Consider the following 21,386-nt stretch of genomic DNA (forward strand, 5'->3'; position numbering starts at 1 on the left):
AGTAGGCGACGGGCGGAATCACCTACTCGCCGGTGACCCCATCAACCAGTTCGCGGACGACGTCCAGTTGTCCGGTGTGCCGGGCGTACTCCTGCAGGACGTGGAAGAGGATCCAGTTCACGGTCGGGCGGTCCGCCTCACCGAACCGCCCACCGGCCGCGACCAGGGCCGAAGGATCGGCGCCGGTCACCAGTCGGCGCGTAGTCGCACCGCCCTCGTGCAGTCTGCCGAGGAGCTCGTCGAGGCTCTCGTCCGCGCCGACCGTCCAGCGGCCCTCGGGATCACCGCCCGAGTCGCCCCACGGCTCGTCGACCTGCTCACCCGCGAATCCCCAGCGCAGCCAGCGTCGCTCGACGTACACGAGATGGCGCAGCAGTTCGAGCGGCGACCAGCCGGACGGCAGTCGGCTCGACCTCAGGTCGGCATCGCTCAGTCCCGTCAGCTTGGTCTCGATGACGCCGCGGTAGTAGTCGAGCCAGCCGAGCTGCAGCGCGATGGTGTCGGCCTCGCTGATGGGCGGTTCGTTCATGCCAGCGTCCGCAGGTATTCGGCGGTCTGGTCGTCGGCCGGGTAGAACGACTCGATCATCAGCTCGGACACCGTGACGTCGAGCGGCGTCCCGAAGGTCGCGATCATCGTCAGCAGCGACAGTTCGTGCCCGTTGTGCACGAGCCGGAACGGTACGACGACCTCCGCCGTCGCCGGCTTGACCGGCCGGTCGTTCGCGGCGTACTCGCGGAGTTCGTCGTACAGGTCCTGCAGGTCGGGGTCGGCGGTGCCGGCGACCTGGCGTTGCAGGCTCGCGAGGGCGGCGGCGCGGACCTCGGCGATGTTGCCGATCCGGCGGGCCAGGCCGTCCGGGTGCAGGGTGAGTCGCAAGGCGTTGACCGGTGCCTGGAGCAACTTCTCGTCGACGTCCGTGGTGAACAGCTGGATGCCGGCGTTGGCCTCGACGATGTTCCACCAGCGGTCGACCACGAGCGCCGGGTACGGCTCGTGCGCCTTGAGCAGGCGGCGAAGCGTCGTACGGATCGCGAGCATTGCCGGCGAATGCAGCGACGACTCGGTGTAGATCGGCGCGTAGCCACCGGCCAGGAGGAGCTGGTTGCGGTCTCGCAGTGGTACGTCGAGGTGCTCGGCCAGCCGCAGCACCATCTCGCGGCTCGGTTTGGATCGGCCGGTCTCCACGAAACTCACGTGCCTGGTGGACACCTCCACGCGGTTCGCCAGCTCGAGCTGACTGAGCCGGCGGCGCTCCCGCCAGCCGCGCAGAAGCTCGCCCACCGGGCGCTGGAAGGTCTCCTCGATCGTCGCTGCCATGGTTCGACCGTAACCGGTGGCAGAGACAGTGCCATTACCTCCGACGTCATCGACCGGATCGCCGGCCGACGGCAAGGTTCTGGTCATCCGAACGAAACCGAGGAGAACACGATGACCAGCACGACTCTTGCCGAGCAGTACTTCGCGATGTGGAACGAGGCCGACGCGGACCGCCGGGCCGAGCTGATCGCGGGGACCTGGACCGAGGACGCGACGTTCGTCGACCCGAGCTTCGAGACGAACGGCCACGACGAGCTGAACAAGCTGGTCGGCGCCGCCCAGCAGATGTTCCCGGGCCTGTCCTTCGTCCGCATCGGCGACATCGACGAGCACCACACCTACCTGCGCTGGACCTGGCACCTGAAGGCCGAAGGCCAGGACCCCGTCGCGGGCGGCACCGACATCGTCCTCCTGACCGAGGGCGGTCGCATCCAGCGACTGATCGGATTCCACGATTTCGCCCCCGCCCACTAGCCCCATCGCGTGCGGAGGGTTTGCCGGATCGTTGCTATTGGCAACACTTGGGTAATTCGGTGGCGGGGTTGGGGTGGTCGGGCGGAGCATGGGGGATGCTCGACGCCCTGGAGCTGGAGGTCTTCGAACGGGACGGGATCGTGAAGGTCCCGTCCGCGTTCTCGGCCGATGATGCCGATCGGATGCGCGGCGTTCTGTGGAGCGAACTGCGGACCCGGCACGGGATGGAGCGCGACGATCGTTCCACTTGGACGAACCTGCGGCCGACCAAGCTGAAGAACACCAAGACCAACCCGGTGGCGAATGCGATCCTCGGTCCGCCGCTGCGGTCGGCGCTCGACACCTTGCTCGGTGAGTGGACCGTGCCGCCGCATCAGGGCCAGGTGCTCGTCACCATGCCGACAGGCGAACCCTGGTCAGTCCCGCATCGCCAGTGGCACACCGACCTCGGGTTCGAGTTGCCGCCGGACGACCTGGCGGCGGTGAAGATCTGGGCCCTGCTCACCGATCTCGAGCCCGGTGGCGGCGGCACCCCGCAGGTGGCAGGCTCCCACCGGGTCATCGCGCGGCACCTGACCACGACGTCGGAGCGGGACTTCACGACGATCCGCGACCAGGTCCTGCGATCCGATCCGTGGTTCCGCGACCTCACCAGCGCCGATCGCTCGACCGATCCGACGGTCGAGGCCGATCTGGACGGTCTGCCGGTGCGCGTCGTCGAGCTCACCGGCCGCGCGGGCGACGTCTACATCACCCACCCGTGGATCCTGCACTCGATCGCCACCAACGCGAACGACACTCCGCGGATGATGCGCAGCCGGTTCATCTGGCGGTCAGAACGCGGCGACCAGGCGGGCGCAGCGAACGGGGTCCTCGGTCAGACCGACTGACAGCCCCCAGAGCCAGTAGTCGACCGCGCGGAAGACGACCCAGTCACGAGCCCGGTCGCGCTCCAGGCCGGCCTCGCCGACCGCCGTGTCGAAGTACGGAACGATGTCGGCCATCTCGTCGAGCCGCGTCCACAGCACCCGCGCGAGGTCGTACTCGATGTCGCCGCGGAGCAACACCGGGTCGACCGTCAGCCACGGCTCGCGCCTGCCTGCGAGCACCTGGTCCGAATGCAGATCCCCGTTCACAGCGAGCTCGGACGTCGTCTCCGCCAGCTTCGGCGCCACGTCCAGCGCCTGCCGCAGAATGTTGACGTCGAACGGCCGACCGAGCCGGTCCCACTCCGGCTCGAGCTGACTCGCCCGCCGAGCGACGATCTCCGCGGTCGACGGCGCATCGTCCGGCGCGGGCACCGCCAGCCGTCGCATCAGTCGCCCCAGTACAGCGACCGATTCCGCCACCGGCCGGGTCGTCAACGGCGTCGACAGCCGCTCCAGCAGCATCGCACCGGCCTCGAGGTCGGCGTCGTACAGCATGACCATCCCGCGCCCGTCCCACCACCGCAGCGCCCGCGTCTGCTCCTCGACCTCGGGTCCGGGCGGGTTCATCCGCAGTACGAACTCCTCGCCGCCTCGCGTCACCGGCACGACCAACGCGTTCGACCCGTACGCGACGTCTCCGTCGACCTCCAAGCCCCACCGCTCGGTCTGCTGGTCGACCGCCTGAGCCAGGCCGTCCAGCCAGGCCGAGCCGTCACTCCACCACCGCGGCATCCGCCGGAATCCCTCGGGTACGTCGATCACCCGGCCAAGGTAGTGCGATCTCGACTCGTGCGCGTCCGAATTACGTACCGCGTGGAGTCTCCCCGCGATGGCAGGTCGCGGTTGATGATGAAGGTATGGGCGGAGAGACCGGCGTGAACGGTTTGCAGTTCGATCCTGAAGTGTCGCGGCAGATGGAGACGATGTACACGACTCCGGACGTGATCGAGCAGCGACGGGTGGTGCGGACCGCGCTGGCCCTGCGGCCGGGAGATCGGGTGCTGGACGTCGGCGTCGGGCCGGGGCTCCTGGCCGAGGAGATGGCGGCCGAGGTCGGGCCGAGTGGGCGGATCTGCGGGATCGACATCAGCGACAGCATGCTCGCGATCGCCAGTGCTCGTGCCGAGGTGCCCGGCGGGCCGGGTATCGAACTCGAACTGGCGTCCGCGGACCGGATCCCGCACGCCTCGGAAAGCTTCGATGTGGTCGTCTCCACCCAGGTCTTCGAGTACATCGACGACGTCCCGAGCGCCTTGGACGAGGTACGCCGGGTGCTGCGTCCCGCGGGTCGCGTCGTACTGCTGGACACGGACTGGGGTTCGGTGGTGTGGCGGTCGACCGACGACGTCCGGATGGGCCGGGTGCTGACGGCGTTCGAGGACCATCTCGCGGATCCGCATCTGCCCCGGACGCTGGCCGGCGTACTGGCCAAGTCCGGTTTCACCGTCACCCACCGGCAGGTGGTGCCGATCCTGAACGCGGGGTACGACCAGCACACCTACAGTTCCGGCCTGATCGACATCGTCGGCGACTTCGTCCCCGGTCATGGTGAGGTCACGGCCGAGGAGGCCCAGGCATGGGCCGATGACCTGCGCTCGCTCGGCGCGGGCTACTTCTTCAGCCTGAACCGCTACCTGTTGGTCGCGTCGGCTCTCTGAGAGCTCCGACTCGGCGGGCGCGCCTGGGAGCACGCCCGCCGGGGCCGGTCGTTCTCCCGCCCCTCAGTGGGAGAACTCGCGGCTCGGTGAACTCCACCCATGCCCGAATGGCGCTGACCGAACCGCGGGACCCCCTACAGGTACCCCATCTCCGCGTACGCACACGTCGAGGCGCGCGGCCGGTGCCGAAACTTGACGTTCTTCAAACCTTCGGCCGCAAGAACCGACCCCACCGCCGCCTACGCTGTACGGCGAATTCCGCGCGCCGCCCGGTCGCGGAACGTCCGGGGGAAGGACACAGCACCATGTCAGAGCTCTTCGACGACGAGTTGAGCGAGGCCGACCTGGATCGGCTCGAGGCGCTCGGGGCCGCGGAGGACGCGGACCTGATCCTCGGCCCGGCCAGTGAGGAAGACGATGCCTGAGGCAAGGATCGTCTGGCGCGGCAAGCAGTTGAACAAGCGGACCGTGGCGATGGTCGAGGCCGCGGAGAAGCTGTACCACTCGAAGTTCGCCATCCTGCAGGGGTCGTACAACAAGGGCGGCGTCGAGGCCTCGGCCGGGACGCACGACGGTGGCGGTGCGATCGACATCGACGTGGCGTCGAAGAGCGCCGCGCAGCGGGTCGCGGTGGTGAAGGCGATGCGGCAGGTCGGGTTCGCGGCCTGGCTGCGGACGCCGGCGCAGGGCAACTGGCCGTACCACGTGCACGGGATCGCGGTCGGCGACAAGGATCTGTCCCGTGGCGCGGCGCACCAGGTCGCGGAGTACCGCCGCAAGCGCAACGGACTGGCGAATCGCGGCAAGGACGACGGCCCGCCCGGGTACTACGGGATGACCTGGGAGCTCTACCTGAAGGCACACCCGCCGGCGCAGCCGAAGCCCGACTCGACCATCTCGCTCGCGGCGATGGCGTACGCGCGGACGCACGACGTGATGACTGGTGTGTGGGCTGCCGACCGGGCCCGGGTGATGGCCTGGGCGGCGCACCCGAAGGTCGGCGCGATCAGCAAGCACGAGACCGTTCCCGCGCCGGGTGTGCCGTGGCACCTGCACTTCCGGCAGGTGATGACCAAGGTGCAGCAGCACTTCAAGATCCATCCCACCGCGACCTTCTACCCGGCCGTCGCCGACCTGATGAAGCGCTACGGCTACACGATCGTCGCCTGATCGGGCCGACCATCGACAAGGCCCCACCGGTAGCAGCCGGTGGGGCCTTGGTGGTCCACTACCGCCCGGGCATTCCCGGTGCAGCTGTGGAGGTGGAGAGCGGAACCGACGCCGATGCAGGGGTCAAGACGTCAGCTCCGCTTGCCTGTGTGGAGTTATCTCGAGTCGGCCGCCCAGACATGTGCCTGGTGGAACTCGAGGTGTTGCTGCGTCGCCGCCGGAGTGCCGACCGTGCCGAGGTGGTTCATCGTCGGTACGACGACCGCGTGGACGCCGGACCGCTTCACCTCTTCGAGCAGTGCGTGGAAGGCGGTGGACTCGGCCGCGTCGCGCTCGGTGTAGACCGTCCCGAGGGTGTATCCCTCGGCACTGGCGAAGGCGACGAGTGAATCCGTCGCCGCGGCCAGCTCCTCCGCGCAACTGAGCGCGTCGGCCCGGACGTACCCGAGAAGCGTCGGCCGGGTCGTCATCGTCCCGGCTCCGCCGTACTGTCCACCAGCACCGGCTCGCTCGTCACCCTCAGGGACGCGAACCGCCGCCGCATTGCTTCCTCGTACTGCGCTGCCTGCTCCACCGCGGCCGTGTGGTCCGCGATCGGGTGAGCGCCGAACCAGACCCGCACCCGGCGGTGCGAGGCGGGGGATTCGAGCGTCTCGGTCATCTTCGTTCCCTGTGGTGAGTCGATCGGTGGCCGCGGACGGCTTTGTCCGCTGCTGAGTAAAGAACACCTCACCGCGCGTGTCCTTCGGAACAGTTTCGAAGGGACCTTTACAGACACCTAACGCAGAGTAGGGAAACCTTCGAATTCGCTGGTCAGAGCCGTCGGGAAGGGCTCTCCGAGCGGGTTGGAATGGCTGTCAAGAATGGTTGCAGGAATGTGCCGATAACGATTTGGCAGCTCTCACTTTTCGAGGCCGGTCGAATTGTTGGATGTCCTGCTGACCGTTTGCGACCACCCGCTTACGCACCGGTATGCGTCCGGGTGAAATGTGCCGGATGACCCGGTACGGCGACCAGCGTCAGCGGTGCCGCGAGGACCGCGAACGCCGCCAGTAGATTGAGGGTCAGCGGGAGATCGAGGAGCAGTGTCACCGCCGGAGCGGCGAGTGCGCCGACGAGCAGAGCCAAGGAGTCCGCCGCGAAGAAGAGTGCGCCGATGCGGCCGAGCATGGCCGGTGGTGCGGTGCGCTGGATCGCGGTCTGCGCGGTGATCAGCAGCACGCTGCCCGGGAGGCCGATCAGTACGGCGGCGGCGATCGCCCAAGGGATGTTCGGGGCGTTGAAGAGAGCGAAGAAGGCGGCGGCGGTCGCGAACTGGGTGACGGCGAGGACGTCGCGGATGCTCAACCAGGTCTGGACTCTGGTGCTCAAGGCCGCGCCGAGTAGATAGCCGGCGCCGAGCCCCGAGATCAGATAGCCGAGCACATAGCCGGGTGCGTGCAGGCGATCGACGGTGAACGGGACGAGCAGGGCGGTCAGGCCGGCGTTCGCGGTGAGGAAGATCGTCTGGCCGAGCAGGATCCCGCGCAGTACTCGGTTGCGGGCGACGTACTGGAAACCGGCGAGCGGGCTGTCGCTGGTGCTTGGGGTGGTCGCGTGGCGATGGGTGCGGACCGTCGCGATGACTGCAGCGGAGATCAGGTAGCTGGCGATGTCGACGACCAGGACGAACTTGATGCCGGGCCCGGCGAGGAGAAGGGCGCCGAGCGGTGGGGCGGCCAGGCGGATCGCACTGCCTGTGAAGGCATTCAGCGCGTTGGCCGCCGCGAGTTCGTCGCCGGTGCCGACGACGGCGGGAAGCAAAGCCCGCGAGGCCGGGCGGAACACCATCGTCGCGACATTCTCGGCGAGGATCGCCAGGTAGATCGGCCAGAGGCGATCCGTGTCGGCGAACAGAATCAGCGCGACCGCGGCGGCGCTGACCAGATCCGCGATCCACATCGCGCGGGTGAGATCCCAGCGGTCGAGCAACGCCCCTGCCCACGGCCCGAGGACCAGCGCGGGGAGTGCCTCCAGGGCGAGCGCGAGGCCGGTCGCGACCGTGGAGCCGGTCAGGTCGAACACGTAGAACGGGATGGCGACGATCAGCAACCACGAGCCGATGCCGGACACGCCGCCGCTGATCCACAGCCGGCGGAAGTCACGGTTCCCCAGAGTCTTCATGGAGCGAGACGCTATCTTGTGAAGATAGATTCGAGCAAGAGTGTTTTCTCAGAATATGTCTTCTGGGAATAGAGTGGCGGGTGTGGAACTGGGTGAAGTCCTCCGCGAGCGTCGCAAGGCGGCCGGCCGCACGATCGCGTCGGTCGCCGTCGACGCCGGTCTGTCCGTGCCGTACATCGCCAACCTGGAGAACGGTCGCGGCAATCCGACGGTCGCTGCTCTGGACCGGCTGGCCACCGCTCTGGGTGCTCGGCTCGAGGTCGGCATCGCCGACGAACCGGTGGCAGAGCCGCCCTCGATCGGCGCCGGGTTGCTGAGCGGGTCTGATCGATCCGCGCAGGTCATCAACACCCTTGCCGCCGCTCAGTCCCGATCCCGGCCCGCCGTTCGGGCCGACGTGATCCGGACTCTCGACGCGTTGGCCGGCGCGCTGGGTCGCGCGCCGGTGGATGCCGATCTCGGCCGGCTGCTGGATCTTCTGCTGCTCGCCGAAACCGGGTCCAGTGCGACGCGCGCACCGTAGGGTCCGATCATGGACATTGGGGCGCGGATCGCGCGGGCGCAGTTGGCGGGTCGGGCGGCATCGCGGCGGCAGATCGTCGCGGGACCGTTGACCGGACTGCTGCACGACGACGACACCTGGTACCTGTCGGGAATGGTCGCCACCGAACCCGGTGAGCCGTTCGATCAGGACGCCGTACCGGAAGCGCTGGCGATCATTCGCAGGGCGTTCGCGGCCGAGGGGCGGTGGCTGAGCGCTGAGTTGATCGACGAGGCCAGTCCCGGCCTGGCCGACGTACTCGAGGCCAACGGCATGACGATCGCCTCGCGGCCTCCACTGCTGGCCGTGGAGCCGGCCGGTCTTCTGGAACCTGACCTTCCGGACGTCGTCGTGTCCGTGGTGAGCTCCGAGGAGGAGCAGGCTGAGGCGAACGCCGTCTCCGTCGAGGCCTACGAGTCCGAGGACGCCGCGGTCGCCTTCGAGCCCGATCCTGCGGGCGGTGGGTGGATCCTGCTGCGCGTCGACGGTGTTCCCGTGGCGAGTGCATCCTGGGGCGCAGTCTCGGACGGCGTCACCGAGATCGCCGGTGTCAGCACGATCCACAGTCATCGCCGCCGGGGTCTCGGCGCGATCGTGACGGCGTACGCGACTCGGCAGTCCTTCGAGTTGGGCGGCGCCACTCTCGCTTGGCTCACCCCCGGCGACGACGGCTCGGACCGCATCTACCGCCGCCTCGGCTTCACGCCCAGGGCCACCGCCGTCCACCTCGGCGACCCCGGCGGCCACCTCGCCGATCTCCGCTGATCCACGATGCAACCTCGGTGGACCCCGGCTCCGTACTGAGGAGGCCTCGAACATCGCGCGGATCCGGATCGCACCGGCAGGCAGCCGCAACTTCCATGAGATCACGGTCAAGGACGGCTGGTACGCACTGTCGTGGTTCGACCCGGACCCGCACGGCACCGGCAAGTACACGCTCACGGAGTACGACAAGGCGGGCGCGGTGCTGAAAACCGTCCACAACTGACGACCTCAGCCTGGCTGCAGGAGGCGTACGGCGCTGGCTCGGAGGGCGGCGGTGGCTTTCCGGGCCGGCAGCCGGTTGGTGGCTACTGCCTCACCCGCCGTGTGGCCGAGGGCGATCAATGCCGCGACCAGCCAGTTGAGCGGCAGGTCGCGGGTGATCTCGCCGGCGCGCTGACCGCGGCGGATCAGCCGTTCGAGCCGTTCCACGACCGGATCGTGGCGCTCGTCCTGGCCGGCGGACTGCGGTAGGTGAAGGAGCAACGGATGTTTCTCGAAGCTCCGCCAGCCGAGGTCGATCAGGTCGAGCAGCGTGTCCAGTGCCGGTCCGTGGCCGAGATCGAGAGCGTCGATCGCCGCCATCGTCTCCCGGGTGAGTTCGTCGATGACGGCGTCGAGCAGGACGTCGCGGGACGCGAAGTGGGCGTAGACGGTCTGCCGGGTGACGCCGGCGGTCGAAGCGACGGCTTCCATCCCCGCGTCGGGCCGCTGGTCCAGCAGCGTGATGGCGGCCGTCAGGATCGCGGTCCGGCTCCGATCCGCGTCCGCGCGGCGCCTGCGTCGTACCGGCTCTTTGTTTGACACCTTGTCAAGGTTAGTGGATGCGATTATCTTTGACAGCATGTCAGAGTTAAGCGCACGAGAGTTCGTCGCGGACTTCTTCGACTCGTTCACGCGCGAGGTCGTGGCGGGCGGTGACGCCGAGGCGGCGGTGGATCGTTACTACACGCCCGACGTGGAGCAGACCGCCGACGGTGTCACGCTGGACCGGCAGCGGCTGGTCGCGCACCTGCGCCCGATCCGGAAGAACCTGCTGACCTGGGAGTACGACGTCCACGAGGCGATCCGGACCGCTGACCGGCTGGCGGCGCGGTTCACGATCCATGCCCAGCTGCGACAGGGCCGGACGATCTCGACCGAGGTCTACCTGTTCGGGGAACTCGCACCCGACGGCCGGATGCGCCGTACGACGCAAGCGACCCGGGACGTGACAGCTCGATGAGCACGCAGGAATTCCGGGTGCTGGGGATGAGCTGCGGTCACTGTGTGAACTTCGTGACCGACGAGCTGAAGACGTTGCCTGGTGTGGTTTCCGTACTGGTCGATCTGCCGACGGAGACCGTCACGATCACCAGCGATCAGGCCCTCCAGCCGGCCGCCATCCGAACTGCGATAGAGGCGGCCGGCTACGAGCTCGCCGACGCTCGCGGTCCCAGGGAGGCCCGCGCCTGCTGATCCGCTGGCGGGTTGTGTGGTCACTAGCGGCATATAGCCGGTCAGCGGGCAAACAACCCGCCAGTGGGCAAACCTGCCAGTGAGCAACCTAGCTTGTGGGCGCGGATCAGGCGCCGCTGATGTACAGCCGCCAGTAGTAGCGAGGCGGCCAGCCGCTGGCCTCGAACTCGCACCAGGCGCCGGTGGAGCCGTCGCGGATCTCTGCCGCACGTGCCTCGCACCTGTCGTAGGTACTGAAGGTCTCGTTGGTCGGTCCAGCGGATGCGGTCAGCGGAGCGCTCACGAAGAAGCCGGCTGCTGCAACCGCGGCCAGTCCGGTCATGATCAGTCTTCTCTTGGCTCTGGTCATGTCATCGACCCTAAGCAGAAAGGGGCCGACGGCACCGACCTTTCGGTTCTCGTGAAAAGGCTGTGATCACTCCGTACGACGGTTGATCATCTGCGTCGCCCGCCTCCACCACGCCGTCCACTGTGATGTTCTGGGTGACGACCAGTTCGCGCATCAGCTCTCCTCGTAGGTTCAGCTGGTACGTCGGAACCGGTCGCCACCCCTCGGCATCGGGAGCTCAGCGGACGGTGAAGCCCGCCTTGCGGAACGCATCGGCGAGGGACGTCTCGTCCATCGGGGTGTCGGCCTTGGAGCCGCCGCGGTCCTGACCGCCCCTGTTCCGGTCGCCCTGACCACGTCCACCCTGTCCGCGTCCGCCGCCCTGACCGCCGGCCCCGCGTCCGCCCTGACCGTCGCCCTGACCGCCAGGCCCGCGTCCGCCCTGACCGCCGGGCCCGCGTCCGCCCTGACCGCCACCCGCCCCGCGTCCGCCGCCCTGGCCGCCAGGCCCGCGTCCACCTTGACCGCGGTTGCCCTGGTTGGCGCCGGCGCCGCGGTTGCCCTGGCCGCCGGACGTGCGGGGGCCGCTGCCGACCTCGTCGTCGAGGCGGAGCGTTAGCGAGATCCGCTTGCGGGGAATGTCGACCTCGAGGACCTTGACCGTGACGATGTCGCCGGGCTTGACCACCTCGCGCGGGTCCTTGACGTAGTTCTTCGACAGCGCGGACACATGGGCGAGCCCGTCCTGGTGTACGCCGATGTCGATGAACGCACCGAACGCGGCCACGTTGGTGACCTGGCCCTCCAGCCGCATCCCCGGCTTCAGGTCGGCGATCTTGTCGACGCCCTCGGCGAAGACCGCGGTCTTGAACGCCGGCCGCGGATCCCGCCCGGGCTTCTCCAGCTCGGCCAGGATGTCCGTCACCGTCGGCAGCCCGAACATGTCGTCGACGAAGTCCGCCGCCTTCAGCCGCTTCAACTCCGACGACCCGATCAGCGACTTCACGTCCGCCCCGGTCGCGTCCAGGATCCGCCGTACGACGGGGTAGGCCTCGGGGTGCACGCTGGACGCGTCCAGCGGGTCGTCGCCGTCGGGGATCCGGAGGAATCCGGCCGCCTGCTCGAACGCCTTCGGCCCGAGCCGCGGCACCTCCTTCAGCGCCGTCCGGGACGTGAACGGCCCGTTCTGATCGCGATGCAGGACGATGTTGTCGGCCAGCCCCTGGGTGATGCCGGAGACGCGGGTGAGCAGCGGCGCCGACGCGGTGTTGAGGTCGACACCGACCGCGTTCACACAGTCCTCGACCACCGCGTCGAGCGAACGGGACAGCGAGTTCTCGGCCAGGTCGTGCTGGTACTGCCCGACGCCGATCGACTTCGGATCGATCTTCACCAACTCGGCCAGCGGGTCCTGCAGCCGGCGCGCGATCGAGACCGCGCCGCGCAGCGACACGTCCATCCCGGGCAGTTCCTGGGAGGCGAACGCCGACGCCGAGTACACCGATGCGCCGGCCTCGGACACAACCGCCTTGGTGAGCTTGAGCTCGGGGTGCTTGGTGATCAGCTCCGCGGCCAGCTTGTCCGTCTCGCGCGACGCCGTACCGTTGCCGATGGCAATCAGATCGACGTTGTGCGCGGCGGCCAGCGCGGCCAGCGTGGCGATCGACTTGTCCCACTGGTTCTGCGGGACGTGCGGGTAGATGACGCCGGTGTTGACCACCTTGCCGGTGGCGTCGACGACGGCGACCTTCACGCCGGTCCGGAAGCCCGGGTCCAGGCCCATCGTCGCGCGGGTGCCGGCCGGAGCGGCCAGGAGCAGGTCACGCAGGTTGGCCGCGAACACCCGGATCGCCTCGTCCTCGGCGAGCTGCCGCAGGCGCATCCGCAGGTCGATGCCGAGGTGGACCAGGATCTTCGTCCGCCAGGCCCAGCGGACCGTCTCGACCAGCCATTTGTCGGCCGGGCGGCCCTGGTTCTCCACGCCGACCTTGCGGGCGACGGTGGTCTCGTACTCGGTCGGGCCGTCGGCCTCGACACCGGCGGGCAGCGGCTCGACCGTCAGCGTCAGTACGTCTTCCTTCTCGCCGCGGAACATCGCGAGGATCCGGTGTGACGGCATCTTCGTGAACGGCTCGTCGAAGTCGAAGTAGTCCGAGAACTTCGCGCCGTCGGTCTCCTTGCCCTCGCGCACCGCCGACGCGAGCCGGCCCTGCGTCCACAGCCGCTCACGCAGCTCGCCGATCAGGTCGGCGTCCTCGGCGAACCGCTCGACCAGGATCGCGCGGGCACCGTCCAGCGCCGCCTGCGGGTCCGGGACCTCCGCGTTGACGAACACGGCGGCCGCGGCGAACGGCTCGACGTCCGGGTCGGCCATCAGCCCGTCGGCGAGCGGCTCGAGGCCGTTCTCCCGGGCGATCATCGCCTTGGTCCGCCGCTTCGGCTTGAACGGCAGGTAGATGTCCTCGAGCCGGGACTTGGTGTCGGCCGCGAGGATCGACGCCTTCAGCGCGTCGTCGAGCTTGCCCTGGCTCTCGATCGACTCGAGCACCGTCTGGCGGCGTTCCTCCAGCTCACGCAGGTAGCGCAGGCGTTCCTCGATCGTGCGCAACTGCGCGTCGTCGAGCATCCCGGTGACCTCTTTGCGGTACCGCGCGATGAACGGGACCGTCGACCCTTCGTCCAGCAGCGTCACCGCTGCCCGCACCTGGTTCTCGCCGACCTCCAGTTCCCCGGCGATCCGCTGCTCCACCGACTGCACGACCACTGTCCGATTCCCCTCTACCGATCAACTGACCGACGAGCATCCACCGCCCCGTCGGCCCATATCCTTCCCCATCCCACCCCCCACCCCGAAACCCCCGTCCCACCCCCTGTGGACAAGCCCCGGGACCCCAGTACGCCGAACTCCCCGCGACCGGGGTGGTCGCGGGGAGTTCGGCGTACGTTGTCAGGCGGCGTCGAGGACCAGGTCGTCAGTCTCGGTCTCGGTCTCCTCGGCCTGCTTGGCGGGGCGCATCAGCGTGTAGGCGATGGCCACGGCAGCGGCGACGATCGCGGCAGCGATGGCGAACGACAGGTGGTAGCCGTCGGTCAGGGCCTCCAGCGCCGGCTTGGTCGAAGCGACCGCCTCGGTGCGGGTTGCGGACAGCGTGGCCAGGACGGCCAGGCCCAGGGCGGCGCCAACCTCGGCGGTGGTACCGATCAGACCGGAGGCCAGCCCCGCGTCCTCAGGCTTCACGTCAGCCATCGACAGCCCCATCAGAGCCGGGAAGCAGACGCCGCCACCCAGGCCCAGCAGCACCAGCACCGGCAGCACGTGGACGAAGTAGTTGCCACCGACCGGAGCCTGCGTGAAGAGCAGCAGTCCGACCACGATCAGCGTCAGTCCGGCGATCAGCGGACGACGGGGGCCGAATCGCATGACCAGCTTCTCGGAGTACCTCACCGACAGCAGCCCCATCACCACAGTGGCCGGCAGGAACGCCAGTCCGATCTCCAGAGCGGAGTACCCGAGCACCCGCTGCAGGTAGAGCGAGCCGAGGAAGAAGATGCCGAACATGCCCGAGCTGGACAGCGCCTGGACCAGGTTCGCACCGGTCAGGTTGCGGGAGCGGAAGATCCGCAGCGGCACCAGCGGGTTCGCGGCGGTCGCCTCACGGACGATGAAAGCGGCCAGCAGGGTCAGCGTCACCAGGCCCAGTACGACGGTCCGCGGTGCGGTCCAGCCCAGCTCGGCGGCCGGCTTGACGATGGTGAACACGCCGACCATCAGCGCGGCAGTGATCAGGACGGCGCCCGGTACGTCGGTGCCGCGGCCCAGGCCGAGGCCCTTGTCCTTGTCGATCAGCTTGACGGCCAGTACGGCGGTCAGCGCGCCGATCGGCAGGTTGACGAAGAAGATCCAGTGCCAGTTGATCGCCTGGGTCAGCACCCCACCGGCCAGCAGACCGATCGAGCCACCGGCCGACGCGACGAAGGCGTAGACGCCGATCGCCTTGGCCTGGTCCCGCGGCTCGGGGAACAGGGTCACGATCATGCCCAGGATCACCGCGGAGGTCAGTGCGCCGCCGACACCCTGGACGAACCGGGCGATGACGAGCACCTCCTGGGACTGGGCCAGTCCGCACAGCACCGAGGCGGCGGTGAAGATGACCAGGCCGGCGGTGAAGATGTTGCGGCGGCCGAGCAGGTCGCCGAGCCGGCCGGCCAGCAGGAGCAGGCCGCCGAATGCGATCAGGTAGGCGTTCACCACCCACGCCAGCGAGGAACTGGTGAAGCCGAGGTCGTCCTGGATGGCCGGCAGGGCCACGTTCACCACGGTGACGTCGAGCACGATCATCAACATGCCCGCGCACAGCGTGTAGAGGGCCAGCCAGCGCGAGCGGCCGCCCTGCGCGGCCGGCGAAGTCGCCAGGGTTTCGGTCGTCGCGTACATCTTGGGGTCTCCTTGAGTCCTTGTGAGGGCCTTTACACCCTTACGTCGGACCAGGAGGGCTCAGATTGACACGTCCCCAGAATCTTTTTTCGAGCCCGTGTGACCAACCCGGGACAACCAGTACCCGACCAGGGCCGGAACCAGGCCGGAACCGACCACCAGCAGCGTCGGGAGCTGGGAGGCGAGCGCGAACCAGGTGAGCAGGACGATCACGCCGCCGGCCACCGGGAGTGAGCGGCGGAGCAGGAAGAGGTTCGCCGACCGGAAGAGCGTCTTCATGGTCGTGTCGTCGTCCGCCTCGGGCAGCAGCGCGAGCGCGCTCAGGTAGAGCCCGAGGATCATCCCGGTGAGCGGGATCAGCACCGCGAGGGCGAAGACCCGCGCCCCGCCGCCGGAGTACGCCCAGAACGCGATCCCGAAGGCGAGCAGCAGCCCGCCGAGGTAGAGCCCGAGCCCGGTCAGCCAGAACCGCCGGAACGCCCAGCCGAACTCCTTGAAGAACCGCCGCAGCAGCGACGGCCGGTCCTGACTGATCGCGTCCGGCAGCACCCGCTGCAGCGCGAACGCCGCCGGGAACAGCGTGACAATGCCGAACGAGAGCACCAGGAAGACCAGCTGCAGCATCAGCAGGTCGCCGATGATCGACAGCTTGGACAGCACAGTGCTGGTCCGGCCGGCGCCTTCCACCGATTGCCTCCTCGTTCCGTGTGAGCGTGCCTGATCGTATGATCACGAACAATCACGCGCCACATACTGCGCCAGACTGGGCCACAGCACAGGGGACCGCATGCTTGCACCGGAGCGCCACGAGCTGATCCTGCGGGGCCTGCACCGGCACGGCCGGCTCCGGGTGGCCGAGCTGGTCGCCGAGCTCGGCGTTTCCGCGATCACAGTACGCCGGGATCTCGCCGAACTGGATTCGGCCGGACTCCTCCGCCGGGTCCACGGCGGCGCTCTCGGCATCACCTCGGCCGACCACACCGCCGGCGGCCGGCCCACGATCGGGATCGTCGTACCGAGTGCGGCGACGTACTACTCCGACGTGATCCGCGGCGCCCAGGCGATGGCGGACCGGCATGGCGCCCGCCTGGTGCTCGGGGTGTCGAGCTACGACGCGACGATCGAGCAGGAGCGGATCGACAAAGTGCTGGGGGTCGGGGTGACCGGTCTGCTGCTCAGCACTGCGCTCGGCGACGCGGACGCCGACAAGGTCGGCTCGCGCCTGGACGACATCGAAGTACCGCTGGTGCTGATGGAGCGGGCGTTCGGATTCCCGCAGGTGGCGCGCGAGTACGACTACGTCCGGACCGACCACGAGTACGGCGCGATGCTGGCGCTGCGTCACTTCGCGGCCCTCGGGCACCGGCGGATCGCGGTCAACCTGCAGGCGACGGTGACGGCGTACTGGCTGCGGCGTGGGATCGAGGCGGCCGCGTCGACGCTCGGGGTCGAGCTGTTCCTGTCGCCGGTCGACCTGCCGATGGAGGGGAAGGATGCGGCCACGCTCGCGCAGCTCGACGCGTTCCTGGCCGAGTGCGAGTCGTTCGGCACCCGCGCGGTCCTGATCCACTCCGACGAGCACGCCGCGCGGCTGGTCGAGCGGGCGATGGAGCTCGGGCTGCGGGTTCCGGAGGATCTGGCCGTGATCGCGTACAACGACGTGACCGCCGCGCTGGCCGTCGTACCGCTGACCGCTGTCAGCCCGGCCAAGTTCATCCTCGGCGGCACCGCCTGCGAGCTGCTGCTCCGCCGCCTCGAGGCCGGCGCGCCCCGTCCGGCCGCGGTCCAGCACCTCAGCCTGCTCCCGGAACTGCGGATCCGATCCTCCTGTGGAGCGCTCCAACCGGCCCTGCACTGATCGGTCCGGTTCCGGATTTGATCGAATGTGATCATTCGAGCGTCAAGGTATTGACGAGGAAAGCCCTTTCCCATACTTTCGCTGCACCTGGTGCTGGCCCGGCCCCCCGGACCCGCCCGAAACAGGTTCGGCAGCGAAGGAGTTCCCCTGTGAGACGTGGTGTGGGACTGACCTTGCTGGCGGCGGCGCTCAGCGTCGTGGTCAGCAGTTGTGGCAACGGGGTGATCGACAAGAGCACGGACGGGGTCCCTCCGGCCGAGGCCACCGGCACCCTGCGGATACTGCTTCCGTCCTTCCCGCCCAGTACCAAGGGCCGGGAGGAGTTCCAGAAGGTCGTCGACGATTTCCACCAGGCCTATCCGAAGATGAAGGTCGAGCCGGACTTCGCGACGTACAAGAATCTGAACGAGAAGCTGTCCACCTCGATCGCGGCCGGCATCCCGTACGACGTGATGGTCACCGGCGTCGGCTGGGTCCAGCCGTTCGCGTCGAAGCGGATCTTCGAGGATCTCGGCAAGTACGGCGTGACCCCGGACGTGATCAAGCAGAAGAGCCTCGGGGCGCTGATCCCGGCGGCGACGTACGACAACAAGCTGTACGCCTTTCCGTTGATCGCCGACACCCGCGCGGTCGCGTTGCGCAAGAGTGCGTTCCGTGAAGCCGGCCTGGACCCGGACAAGCCGCCGACCTCGCTGGCCGACATCAAGACCGCGGCCGAGAAGCTGACCAAGCGGGACAAGAACGGGAACATCACCCGCAGCGGCTTCGACCTCGCGTCGGCCACCGGCTTCCGGCAGTCGTTCACCACCTTCCTGGCCTCCACCGGTACGCCGCTCTACGTGGGCGGCGAACCGAACTTCAACAACAAGGCGGGCCTGGACACCTTGTTGTGGATCAAGTCGATGATCAACAACGTCCAGCCGTACGGCCAGGCGAACGCCGCCCAGCAACCCCTCGTGCTCACCGGTGAGGCCGCGATGGGGATCGTCAACGGCGGCGTCGACTGCTCGGACAAGGGCATCGGCCAGAAGAACTGCGACGACCTGAAGTTCTTCCGTTTCAACAGCGGCAAGGAGATCGAGTACGTCGGTGGCGACCTGGCGTCGATCGGATCACGCGCGCGGCACAAGGACGCGGCCTGGACCTTCATCCAGACCCTGACCAAGAAGGACACGCTGGACGCGCTGGCCAAGCTGAACAAGAAGATCCCGGCCTACCCGGACGCGAGCAACTCGCCGCAGGCGAAATCGAACCCGTTGAGCCAGTTCGTCGCCGACGGCCTGCAGTACGCCGTCAACGAGAACGAGGTGCCGTCCAACTGGCTCGAGATGCGCGGCAACTTCGACATCCAGCTCACCCAGGCGGTCCTCGGACAGAAGGATCCCGCCAAGGCGCTGGCCGACCTGGCAGGACAGTCCCGATGAGCACAACACTTGAACGTCCAGCACTGGACACCCCGCGCAAGGTAGCTCCGGCCAAGGACAGCGGCACGCTGCTCCGCAGTCAGGTCCGGACCGGCTGGGCCCTGCTGACCCCGGCCCTGCTCCACTCCAGCATCTTCATCGTCATCCCGGTCGTCGCCGTACTGGTGCTGAGTCTGACCGACTACAGCTTCGGTGATACCTGGTCCTGGGTCGGTTTCGGCAACTACTCCGAACTGTTCCGCGACGTCGACTTCCAGGCGTCGCTGTGGCACACGGTCCTGTACGCGATCGTGGTGATCCCGATCTCGATGGCGATCTCGCTCGCGGTGGCGATCGGGCTGAACCAGAAGATGAAGGGACTCGGGTTCTTCCGGACCGCGTTCTACATCCCGACCGTGACCGCGACGGTCGCGGTGGCCACGATCTGGCTGTGGATCTACAACCCCGGCTCCGGGCTGGCGAACGGGTTCCTCAGTCTGTTCGGGTTCGCGCCGAACCGCTGGCTGGCCGACCCGGCGACCGCGCTGCCGTCACTGATGGTGGTCGGCATCTGGCAGGGCCTCGGGACCAAGGTGATCATCTACCTGGCCGCGCTGCAGGGCGTCTCCCGCGACCTGCTCGAGTCGGCCGAGCTGGACGGCGCCAACCGCTGGCAGAAGTTCGCCAACGTGACCTGGCCGGCGATCGGTCCGGTGCAGTTCTTCGTGCTGATCACCTCGATCGTCGGCACGTTCCAGGTGTTCGACCTGGTCTACGTGATGACGCAGGGCGGTCCGGGTTCGGAGACCCGGGTATTGGTGATGGACATCTATCAGAACGCGTTCCAGGACCTGAAACTCGGCTACGCGTCCGCCGAGACCGTGATCATGATGCTCGTGATCGCGGCCTTCATCAGCGTCGGGCGCCTGATCCAGAGGGCGGATGCCAATGACTAGCGTTACGTTGCCGGCAGTGGATTCCCGCAAGCCGTCGGCGTTCCGGCCCGGCCGGATCCTGCTGTACGTCGTGCTGCTGGTCGGCGCGATCCTGATGATCACGCCATTCGTCTGGATGCTGCTGACCGCGTTCAAGAACAATCTGGAGATCGCCACGTTCAGCTGGCTGCCCAAAGAGCTGCGCTGGCGCAACTTCACCGAGGCGATGCAGACCGCGCCGTTCCTGCGCTACTTCCGCAACAGCCTGTTCATCGCGGTCGGCGAGACCGCCTTCACCCTCGCGGTGTGTACGACGGCCGGCTACGCGCTGGCCAAGATGCCGCTGCGCGGCGGCAAGATGCTGCTGAACTACTTCATCCTGCTGCTGCTGGTGCCGTTCCAGATCATCCTGGTGCCGCTGTTCCTGATCGTGAAGTCGATCCCGCTGTTCGGCGGGAACAACATCCTCGGCCAGGGCGGCATCGGCTGGCTGAACTCGTGGTGGGGCCTGATCATCCCGCTCGGCGCGGCGCCGCTGTTCACCTTCCTGGCCCGGCAGTTCTACGTCTCGCTGCCGGACGAACTGGCCCAGGCGGCCCGGGTGGACGGGCTCGGTGAGTTCGGCATCTTCTGGCGGATCATGACGCCGCTGATCAAGCCGGCCCTGATCACGATCTGCGTGTTCCAGATCGAGGCGGCCTGGAACGGGTTCCTCTGGCCGCTGATGATCACCACGTCGGACACGATGCGCCCGCTGCAACTGGGGCTGGCGATCTTCTCGCAGAACCCGGCCGAGATCCAGTGGCCGTACCTGATGGCGGGTACGGCGCTCGCGACGCTGCCGATGATCGTGCTGTTCGTCTTCGCCCAGAAGCGGTTCGTCGAAGGAATGGCGAACGTTGGCATCAAGGGCTAGCAGCCCTGGTCCTCGAACAGGTGCTCACCCCGCCCCGGGTGAGCACCTGCGAGGCCCCCCAACACATGCGGTGGTCCCGAAGAAACACCGGAGCTTCCCCCAAGTGGCCCCCCACCAGGTCGCTCACCCGTTTATCGGCACAGTGTGGCCGCCGTTACATCATTCGTGCGGTTTTTTCGTGGACTCCCCGCACGATTTCTGTAGGTCCCTGCTAAATTCCCACCAAATGTGACCTGCCGCGTCACCGCGGTGACACTAGGTGAGAACCGTGACGGAGAATGATGGACATCAGCACCGATCCGGTCCAGCGATCCGCGCTCGTCACCGGCGCCAACAAGGGCATCGGTCTGGCTGTTGCCGAAGGATTGCTCAAGCTGGGGATGACCGTCTTCCTCGGTGCCCGGGACGTCGACCGCGGTACGGCGTCTGTGGCGGCACTGACGGCACTCGGGCTCGACGCACGGTTCGTCCAGTTGGACGTCACGGACCAGAGGTCGGTCGATGCGGCGTCGGCCACGATCGCTGACGACGCCGGAGCGCTCGACATCCTGGTCAACAACGCGGGCACCCTCGTCACCCCGATCCGCCCGCCGAGTGCGACGTCGCTCGACGAGATCCGGCGAACCTACGAGACCAACGTGTTCGGCGTGGTCGCGGTCACGAACGCGATGCTGCCACTGCTCCGCAGGTCGGCTGCCGCGCGGATCGTGAACCTCACCAGCGACCTCGGTTCGCTGACCCTGGCGTCGGCCGACGAGAACTTCCCGCAACTGCTGGCCTACAACTCCTCGAAGACCGCCCTGAACGCCGTCACCGTCGCGTACGCCAACGAACTGCGTTCCGAGGGAATCCTTGTCAACGCCGTCTCACCTGGATCGGTCGCAACGGACCAGAACGGGCACGCCGGCGTGCTGACCACCGAGCAAGGCGCGCGGTTGCCGATCCGGATGGCGACGCTGGCTTCGGGCGGTCCGACCGGGATCGCGGTCACGGCGGACGAAGACCTCGACCACCATCTGCTGGCCTGGTAGCGGTC

Annotated in this window: 24 protein-coding genes; 13 read left to right on the plus strand and 11 right to left on the minus strand. The window is 68.0% G+C overall.

Annotated features, from left to right (window positions below):
- Nucleotides 1-22: 22 nt before the first annotated feature.
- Both ACIBG5_RS08405 and ACIBG5_RS08410 read right to left on the minus strand, forming a co-directional pair.
- A complete protein-coding gene (locus ACIBG5_RS08405; protein ID WP_396390878.1) occupies nt 23-529 on the minus strand; it encodes a DinB family protein in 507 nt (168 codons plus the stop codon).
- Complete coding sequence (locus ACIBG5_RS08410; RefSeq protein WP_396390879.1) at nt 526-1,320, minus strand: helix-turn-helix domain-containing protein; 795 nt, start codon at nt 1,318-1,320, stop codon at nt 526-528. The genes ACIBG5_RS08405 and ACIBG5_RS08410 overlap by 4 nt, the downstream gene beginning before the upstream one ends.
- Before the next feature lie 111 nt (nt 1,321-1,431).
- Between ACIBG5_RS08410 and ACIBG5_RS08415 the strand changes: the two genes are divergently transcribed.
- Entirely contained in the window at nt 1,432-1,794 is a 363-nt protein-coding gene (locus ACIBG5_RS08415) for a nuclear transport factor 2 family protein (RefSeq protein ID WP_396390880.1), read from the plus strand.
- A gap of 95 nt (nt 1,795-1,889) precedes the next feature.
- The gene (locus ACIBG5_RS08420) at nt 1,890-2,684 is read left to right on the plus strand and encodes a phytanoyl-CoA dioxygenase family protein (RefSeq protein WP_396390881.1); all 795 of its coding nucleotides are present in this window, start codon (nt 1,890-1,892) and stop codon (nt 2,682-2,684) included.
- Here the strand turns inward: ACIBG5_RS08420 and ACIBG5_RS08425 are convergent.
- The gene (locus ACIBG5_RS08425) at nt 2,628-3,485 is read right to left on the minus strand and encodes an aminoglycoside phosphotransferase family protein (RefSeq protein ID WP_396390882.1); all 858 of its coding nucleotides are present in this window, start codon (nt 3,483-3,485) and stop codon (nt 2,628-2,630) included. The two genes, ACIBG5_RS08420 and ACIBG5_RS08425, sit on opposite strands and share 57 nt — an antisense overlap.
- 95 nt (nt 3,486-3,580) lie before the next feature.
- On the opposite strand from ACIBG5_RS08425, the gene ACIBG5_RS08430 reads away from it, so the two are divergent.
- Together ACIBG5_RS08430 and ACIBG5_RS08435 are read left to right on the plus strand one after the other, a co-directional pair.
- A complete protein-coding gene (locus ACIBG5_RS08430; protein ID WP_396390883.1) occupies nt 3,581-4,381 on the plus strand; it encodes a methyltransferase domain-containing protein in 801 nt (266 codons plus the stop codon).
- Nucleotides 4,382-4,798: 417 nt separating this feature from the next.
- Nucleotides 4,799-5,551, plus strand: coding sequence for a hypothetical protein (locus ACIBG5_RS08435; RefSeq protein ID WP_396390884.1), 753 nt, complete (start codon nt 4,799-4,801; stop codon nt 5,549-5,551).
- 155 nt (nt 5,552-5,706) lie between these two features.
- On the opposite strand, the gene ACIBG5_RS08440 is transcribed toward ACIBG5_RS08435, so the two are convergent.
- The 3 genes from ACIBG5_RS08440 to ACIBG5_RS08450 all read right to left on the minus strand — a co-directional run bounded on the left by ACIBG5_RS08440 (nt 5,707) and on the right by ACIBG5_RS08450 (nt 7,714).
- A complete protein-coding gene (locus ACIBG5_RS08440) occupies nt 5,707-6,021 on the minus strand; it encodes a hypothetical protein (RefSeq protein WP_360436835.1) in 315 nt (104 codons plus the stop codon).
- A complete protein-coding gene (locus tag ACIBG5_RS08445) occupies nt 6,018-6,212 on the minus strand; it encodes a hypothetical protein (RefSeq protein WP_131365786.1) in 195 nt (64 codons plus the stop codon). Before ACIBG5_RS08445 ends, ACIBG5_RS08440 begins: the two co-directional genes overlap by 4 nt.
- Nucleotides 6,213-6,511: 299 nt before the next feature.
- On the minus strand, nt 6,512-7,714 hold the full coding sequence (locus tag ACIBG5_RS08450; RefSeq protein ID WP_396390886.1) for an MFS transporter: 1,203 nt from the start codon (nt 7,712-7,714) through the stop codon (nt 6,512-6,514).
- Nucleotides 7,715-7,796: 82 nt separating this feature from the next.
- Between ACIBG5_RS08450 and ACIBG5_RS08455 the strand changes: the two genes are divergently transcribed.
- Both ACIBG5_RS08455 and ACIBG5_RS08460 read left to right on the plus strand, forming a co-directional pair.
- Nucleotides 7,797-8,237, plus strand: a complete 441-nt coding sequence (locus ACIBG5_RS08455) for a helix-turn-helix domain-containing protein (protein WP_396390887.1) — start codon at nt 7,797-7,799, stop codon at nt 8,235-8,237.
- A gap of 9 nt (nt 8,238-8,246) precedes the next feature.
- Nucleotides 8,247-9,020, plus strand: coding sequence for a GNAT family N-acetyltransferase (locus ACIBG5_RS08460; RefSeq protein WP_396390888.1), 774 nt, complete (start codon nt 8,247-8,249; stop codon nt 9,018-9,020).
- 228 nt (nt 9,021-9,248) lie between these two features.
- On the opposite strand, the gene ACIBG5_RS08465 is transcribed toward ACIBG5_RS08460, so the two are convergent.
- Nucleotides 9,249-9,824 (minus strand): TetR/AcrR family transcriptional regulator, encoded by a 576-nt coding sequence (locus tag ACIBG5_RS08465; protein WP_396390889.1) that lies wholly within the window; start codon nt 9,822-9,824, stop codon nt 9,249-9,251.
- Between the two features lie 37 nt (nt 9,825-9,861).
- Here ACIBG5_RS08465 and ACIBG5_RS08470 point away from each other — a divergent pair, with 37 nt between their 5' ends.
- Complete coding sequence (locus tag ACIBG5_RS08470) at nt 9,862-10,242, plus strand: nuclear transport factor 2 family protein (RefSeq protein ID WP_396390890.1); 381 nt, start codon at nt 9,862-9,864, stop codon at nt 10,240-10,242.
- Nucleotides 10,239-10,475, plus strand: a complete 237-nt coding sequence (locus ACIBG5_RS08475; RefSeq protein ID WP_396390891.1) for a heavy-metal-associated domain-containing protein — start codon at nt 10,239-10,241, stop codon at nt 10,473-10,475. The genes ACIBG5_RS08470 and ACIBG5_RS08475 overlap by 4 nt, the downstream gene beginning before the upstream one ends.
- A 106-nt stretch (nt 10,476-10,581) precedes the next feature.
- Here ACIBG5_RS08475 and ACIBG5_RS08480 read toward each other — a convergent pair whose 3' ends face one another.
- From ACIBG5_RS08480 to ACIBG5_RS08495, 4 genes are all read right to left on the minus strand, one after another.
- On the minus strand, nt 10,582-10,824 hold the full coding sequence (locus ACIBG5_RS08480; protein WP_396390892.1) for a hypothetical protein: 243 nt from the start codon (nt 10,822-10,824) through the stop codon (nt 10,582-10,584).
- A 217-nt stretch (nt 10,825-11,041) separates the two neighbouring features.
- A complete protein-coding gene (locus tag ACIBG5_RS08485) occupies nt 11,042-13,567 on the minus strand; it encodes a Tex family protein (protein WP_396390893.1) in 2,526 nt (841 codons plus the stop codon).
- 183 nt (nt 13,568-13,750) lie between these two features.
- A complete protein-coding gene (locus ACIBG5_RS08490) occupies nt 13,751-15,238 on the minus strand; it encodes a DHA2 family efflux MFS transporter permease subunit (protein WP_396390894.1) in 1,488 nt (495 codons plus the stop codon).
- A 60-nt stretch (nt 15,239-15,298) separates the two neighbouring features.
- Complete coding sequence (locus ACIBG5_RS08495; protein WP_396390895.1) at nt 15,299-15,925, minus strand: DUF624 domain-containing protein; 627 nt, start codon at nt 15,923-15,925, stop codon at nt 15,299-15,301.
- Nucleotides 15,926-16,025: 100 nt separating this feature from the next.
- On the opposite strand from ACIBG5_RS08495, the gene ACIBG5_RS08500 reads away from it, so the two are divergent.
- From ACIBG5_RS08500 to ACIBG5_RS08520, 5 genes are all read left to right on the plus strand, one after another.
- On the plus strand, nt 16,026-17,096 hold the full coding sequence (locus ACIBG5_RS08500; RefSeq protein WP_396390896.1) for a substrate-binding domain-containing protein: 1,071 nt from the start codon (nt 16,026-16,028) through the stop codon (nt 17,094-17,096).
- A 149-nt stretch (nt 17,097-17,245) separates the two neighbouring features.
- Nucleotides 17,246-18,520 (plus strand): extracellular solute-binding protein, encoded by a 1,275-nt coding sequence (locus tag ACIBG5_RS08505; RefSeq protein WP_396390898.1) that lies wholly within the window; start codon nt 17,246-17,248, stop codon nt 18,518-18,520.
- Nucleotides 18,517-19,455, plus strand: a complete 939-nt coding sequence (locus ACIBG5_RS08510) for a carbohydrate ABC transporter permease (RefSeq protein WP_396390899.1) — start codon at nt 18,517-18,519, stop codon at nt 19,453-19,455. Before ACIBG5_RS08505 ends, ACIBG5_RS08510 begins: the two co-directional genes overlap by 4 nt.
- Nucleotides 19,456-19,471: 16 nt before the next feature.
- Complete coding sequence (locus tag ACIBG5_RS08515) at nt 19,472-20,350, plus strand: carbohydrate ABC transporter permease (protein WP_396390900.1); 879 nt, start codon at nt 19,472-19,474, stop codon at nt 20,348-20,350.
- Between the two features lie 281 nt (nt 20,351-20,631).
- On the plus strand, nt 20,632-21,381 hold the full coding sequence (locus ACIBG5_RS08520; protein ID WP_396390901.1) for an SDR family oxidoreductase: 750 nt from the start codon (nt 20,632-20,634) through the stop codon (nt 21,379-21,381).
- Nucleotides 21,382-21,386: the final 5 nt, after the last annotated feature.

This window comes from Kribbella sp. NPDC050241, assembly GCF_044459685.1.
In the GTDB taxonomy this organism is placed as follows: Bacteria; Actinomycetota; Actinomycetes; order Propionibacteriales; family Kribbellaceae; genus Kribbella.

Bases quoted from the DNA above. Each gene is read 5' to 3' on its own strand.
- ACIBG5_RS08405 (WP_396390878.1), bottom strand. From the start codon at position 529: ATGAACGAACCGCCCATCAGCGAGGCCGACACCATCGCGCTGCAGCTC.
- ACIBG5_RS08410 (WP_396390879.1), bottom strand. From the start codon at position 1,320: ATGGCAGCGACGATCGAGGAGACCTTCCAGCGCCCGGTGGGCGAGCTT.
- ACIBG5_RS08415 (WP_396390880.1), top strand. From the start codon at position 1,432: ATGACCAGCACGACTCTTGCCGAGCAGTACTTCGCGATGTGGAACGAG.
- ACIBG5_RS08420 (WP_396390881.1), top strand. From the start codon at position 1,890: ATGCTCGACGCCCTGGAGCTGGAGGTCTTCGAACGGGACGGGATCGTG.
- ACIBG5_RS08430 (WP_396390883.1), top strand. From the start codon at position 3,581: ATGGGCGGAGAGACCGGCGTGAACGGTTTGCAGTTCGATCCTGAAGTG.
- ACIBG5_RS08435 (WP_396390884.1), top strand. From the start codon at position 4,799: ATGCCTGAGGCAAGGATCGTCTGGCGCGGCAAGCAGTTGAACAAGCGG.
- ACIBG5_RS08440 (WP_360436835.1), bottom strand. From the start codon at position 6,021: ATGACGACCCGGCCGACGCTTCTCGGGTACGTCCGGGCCGACGCGCTC.
- ACIBG5_RS08445 (WP_131365786.1), bottom strand. From the start codon at position 6,212: ATGACCGAGACGCTCGAATCCCCCGCCTCGCACCGCCGGGTGCGGGTC.
- ACIBG5_RS08450 (WP_396390886.1), bottom strand. From the start codon at position 7,714: ATGAAGACTCTGGGGAACCGTGACTTCCGCCGGCTGTGGATCAGCGGC.
- ACIBG5_RS08460 (WP_396390888.1), top strand. From the start codon at position 8,247: ATGGACATTGGGGCGCGGATCGCGCGGGCGCAGTTGGCGGGTCGGGCG.
- ACIBG5_RS08470 (WP_396390890.1), top strand. From the start codon at position 9,862: ATGTCAGAGTTAAGCGCACGAGAGTTCGTCGCGGACTTCTTCGACTCG.
- ACIBG5_RS08475 (WP_396390891.1), top strand. From the start codon at position 10,239: ATGAGCACGCAGGAATTCCGGGTGCTGGGGATGAGCTGCGGTCACTGT.
- ACIBG5_RS08480 (WP_396390892.1), bottom strand. From the start codon at position 10,824: ATGACCAGAGCCAAGAGAAGACTGATCATGACCGGACTGGCCGCGGTT.
- ACIBG5_RS08490 (WP_396390894.1), bottom strand. From the start codon at position 15,238: ATGTACGCGACGACCGAAACCCTGGCGACTTCGCCGGCCGCGCAGGGC.
- ACIBG5_RS08500 (WP_396390896.1), top strand. From the start codon at position 16,026: ATGCTTGCACCGGAGCGCCACGAGCTGATCCTGCGGGGCCTGCACCGG.
- ACIBG5_RS08510 (WP_396390899.1), top strand. From the start codon at position 18,517: ATGAGCACAACACTTGAACGTCCAGCACTGGACACCCCGCGCAAGGTA.
- ACIBG5_RS08520 (WP_396390901.1), top strand. From the start codon at position 20,632: ATGGACATCAGCACCGATCCGGTCCAGCGATCCGCGCTCGTCACCGGC.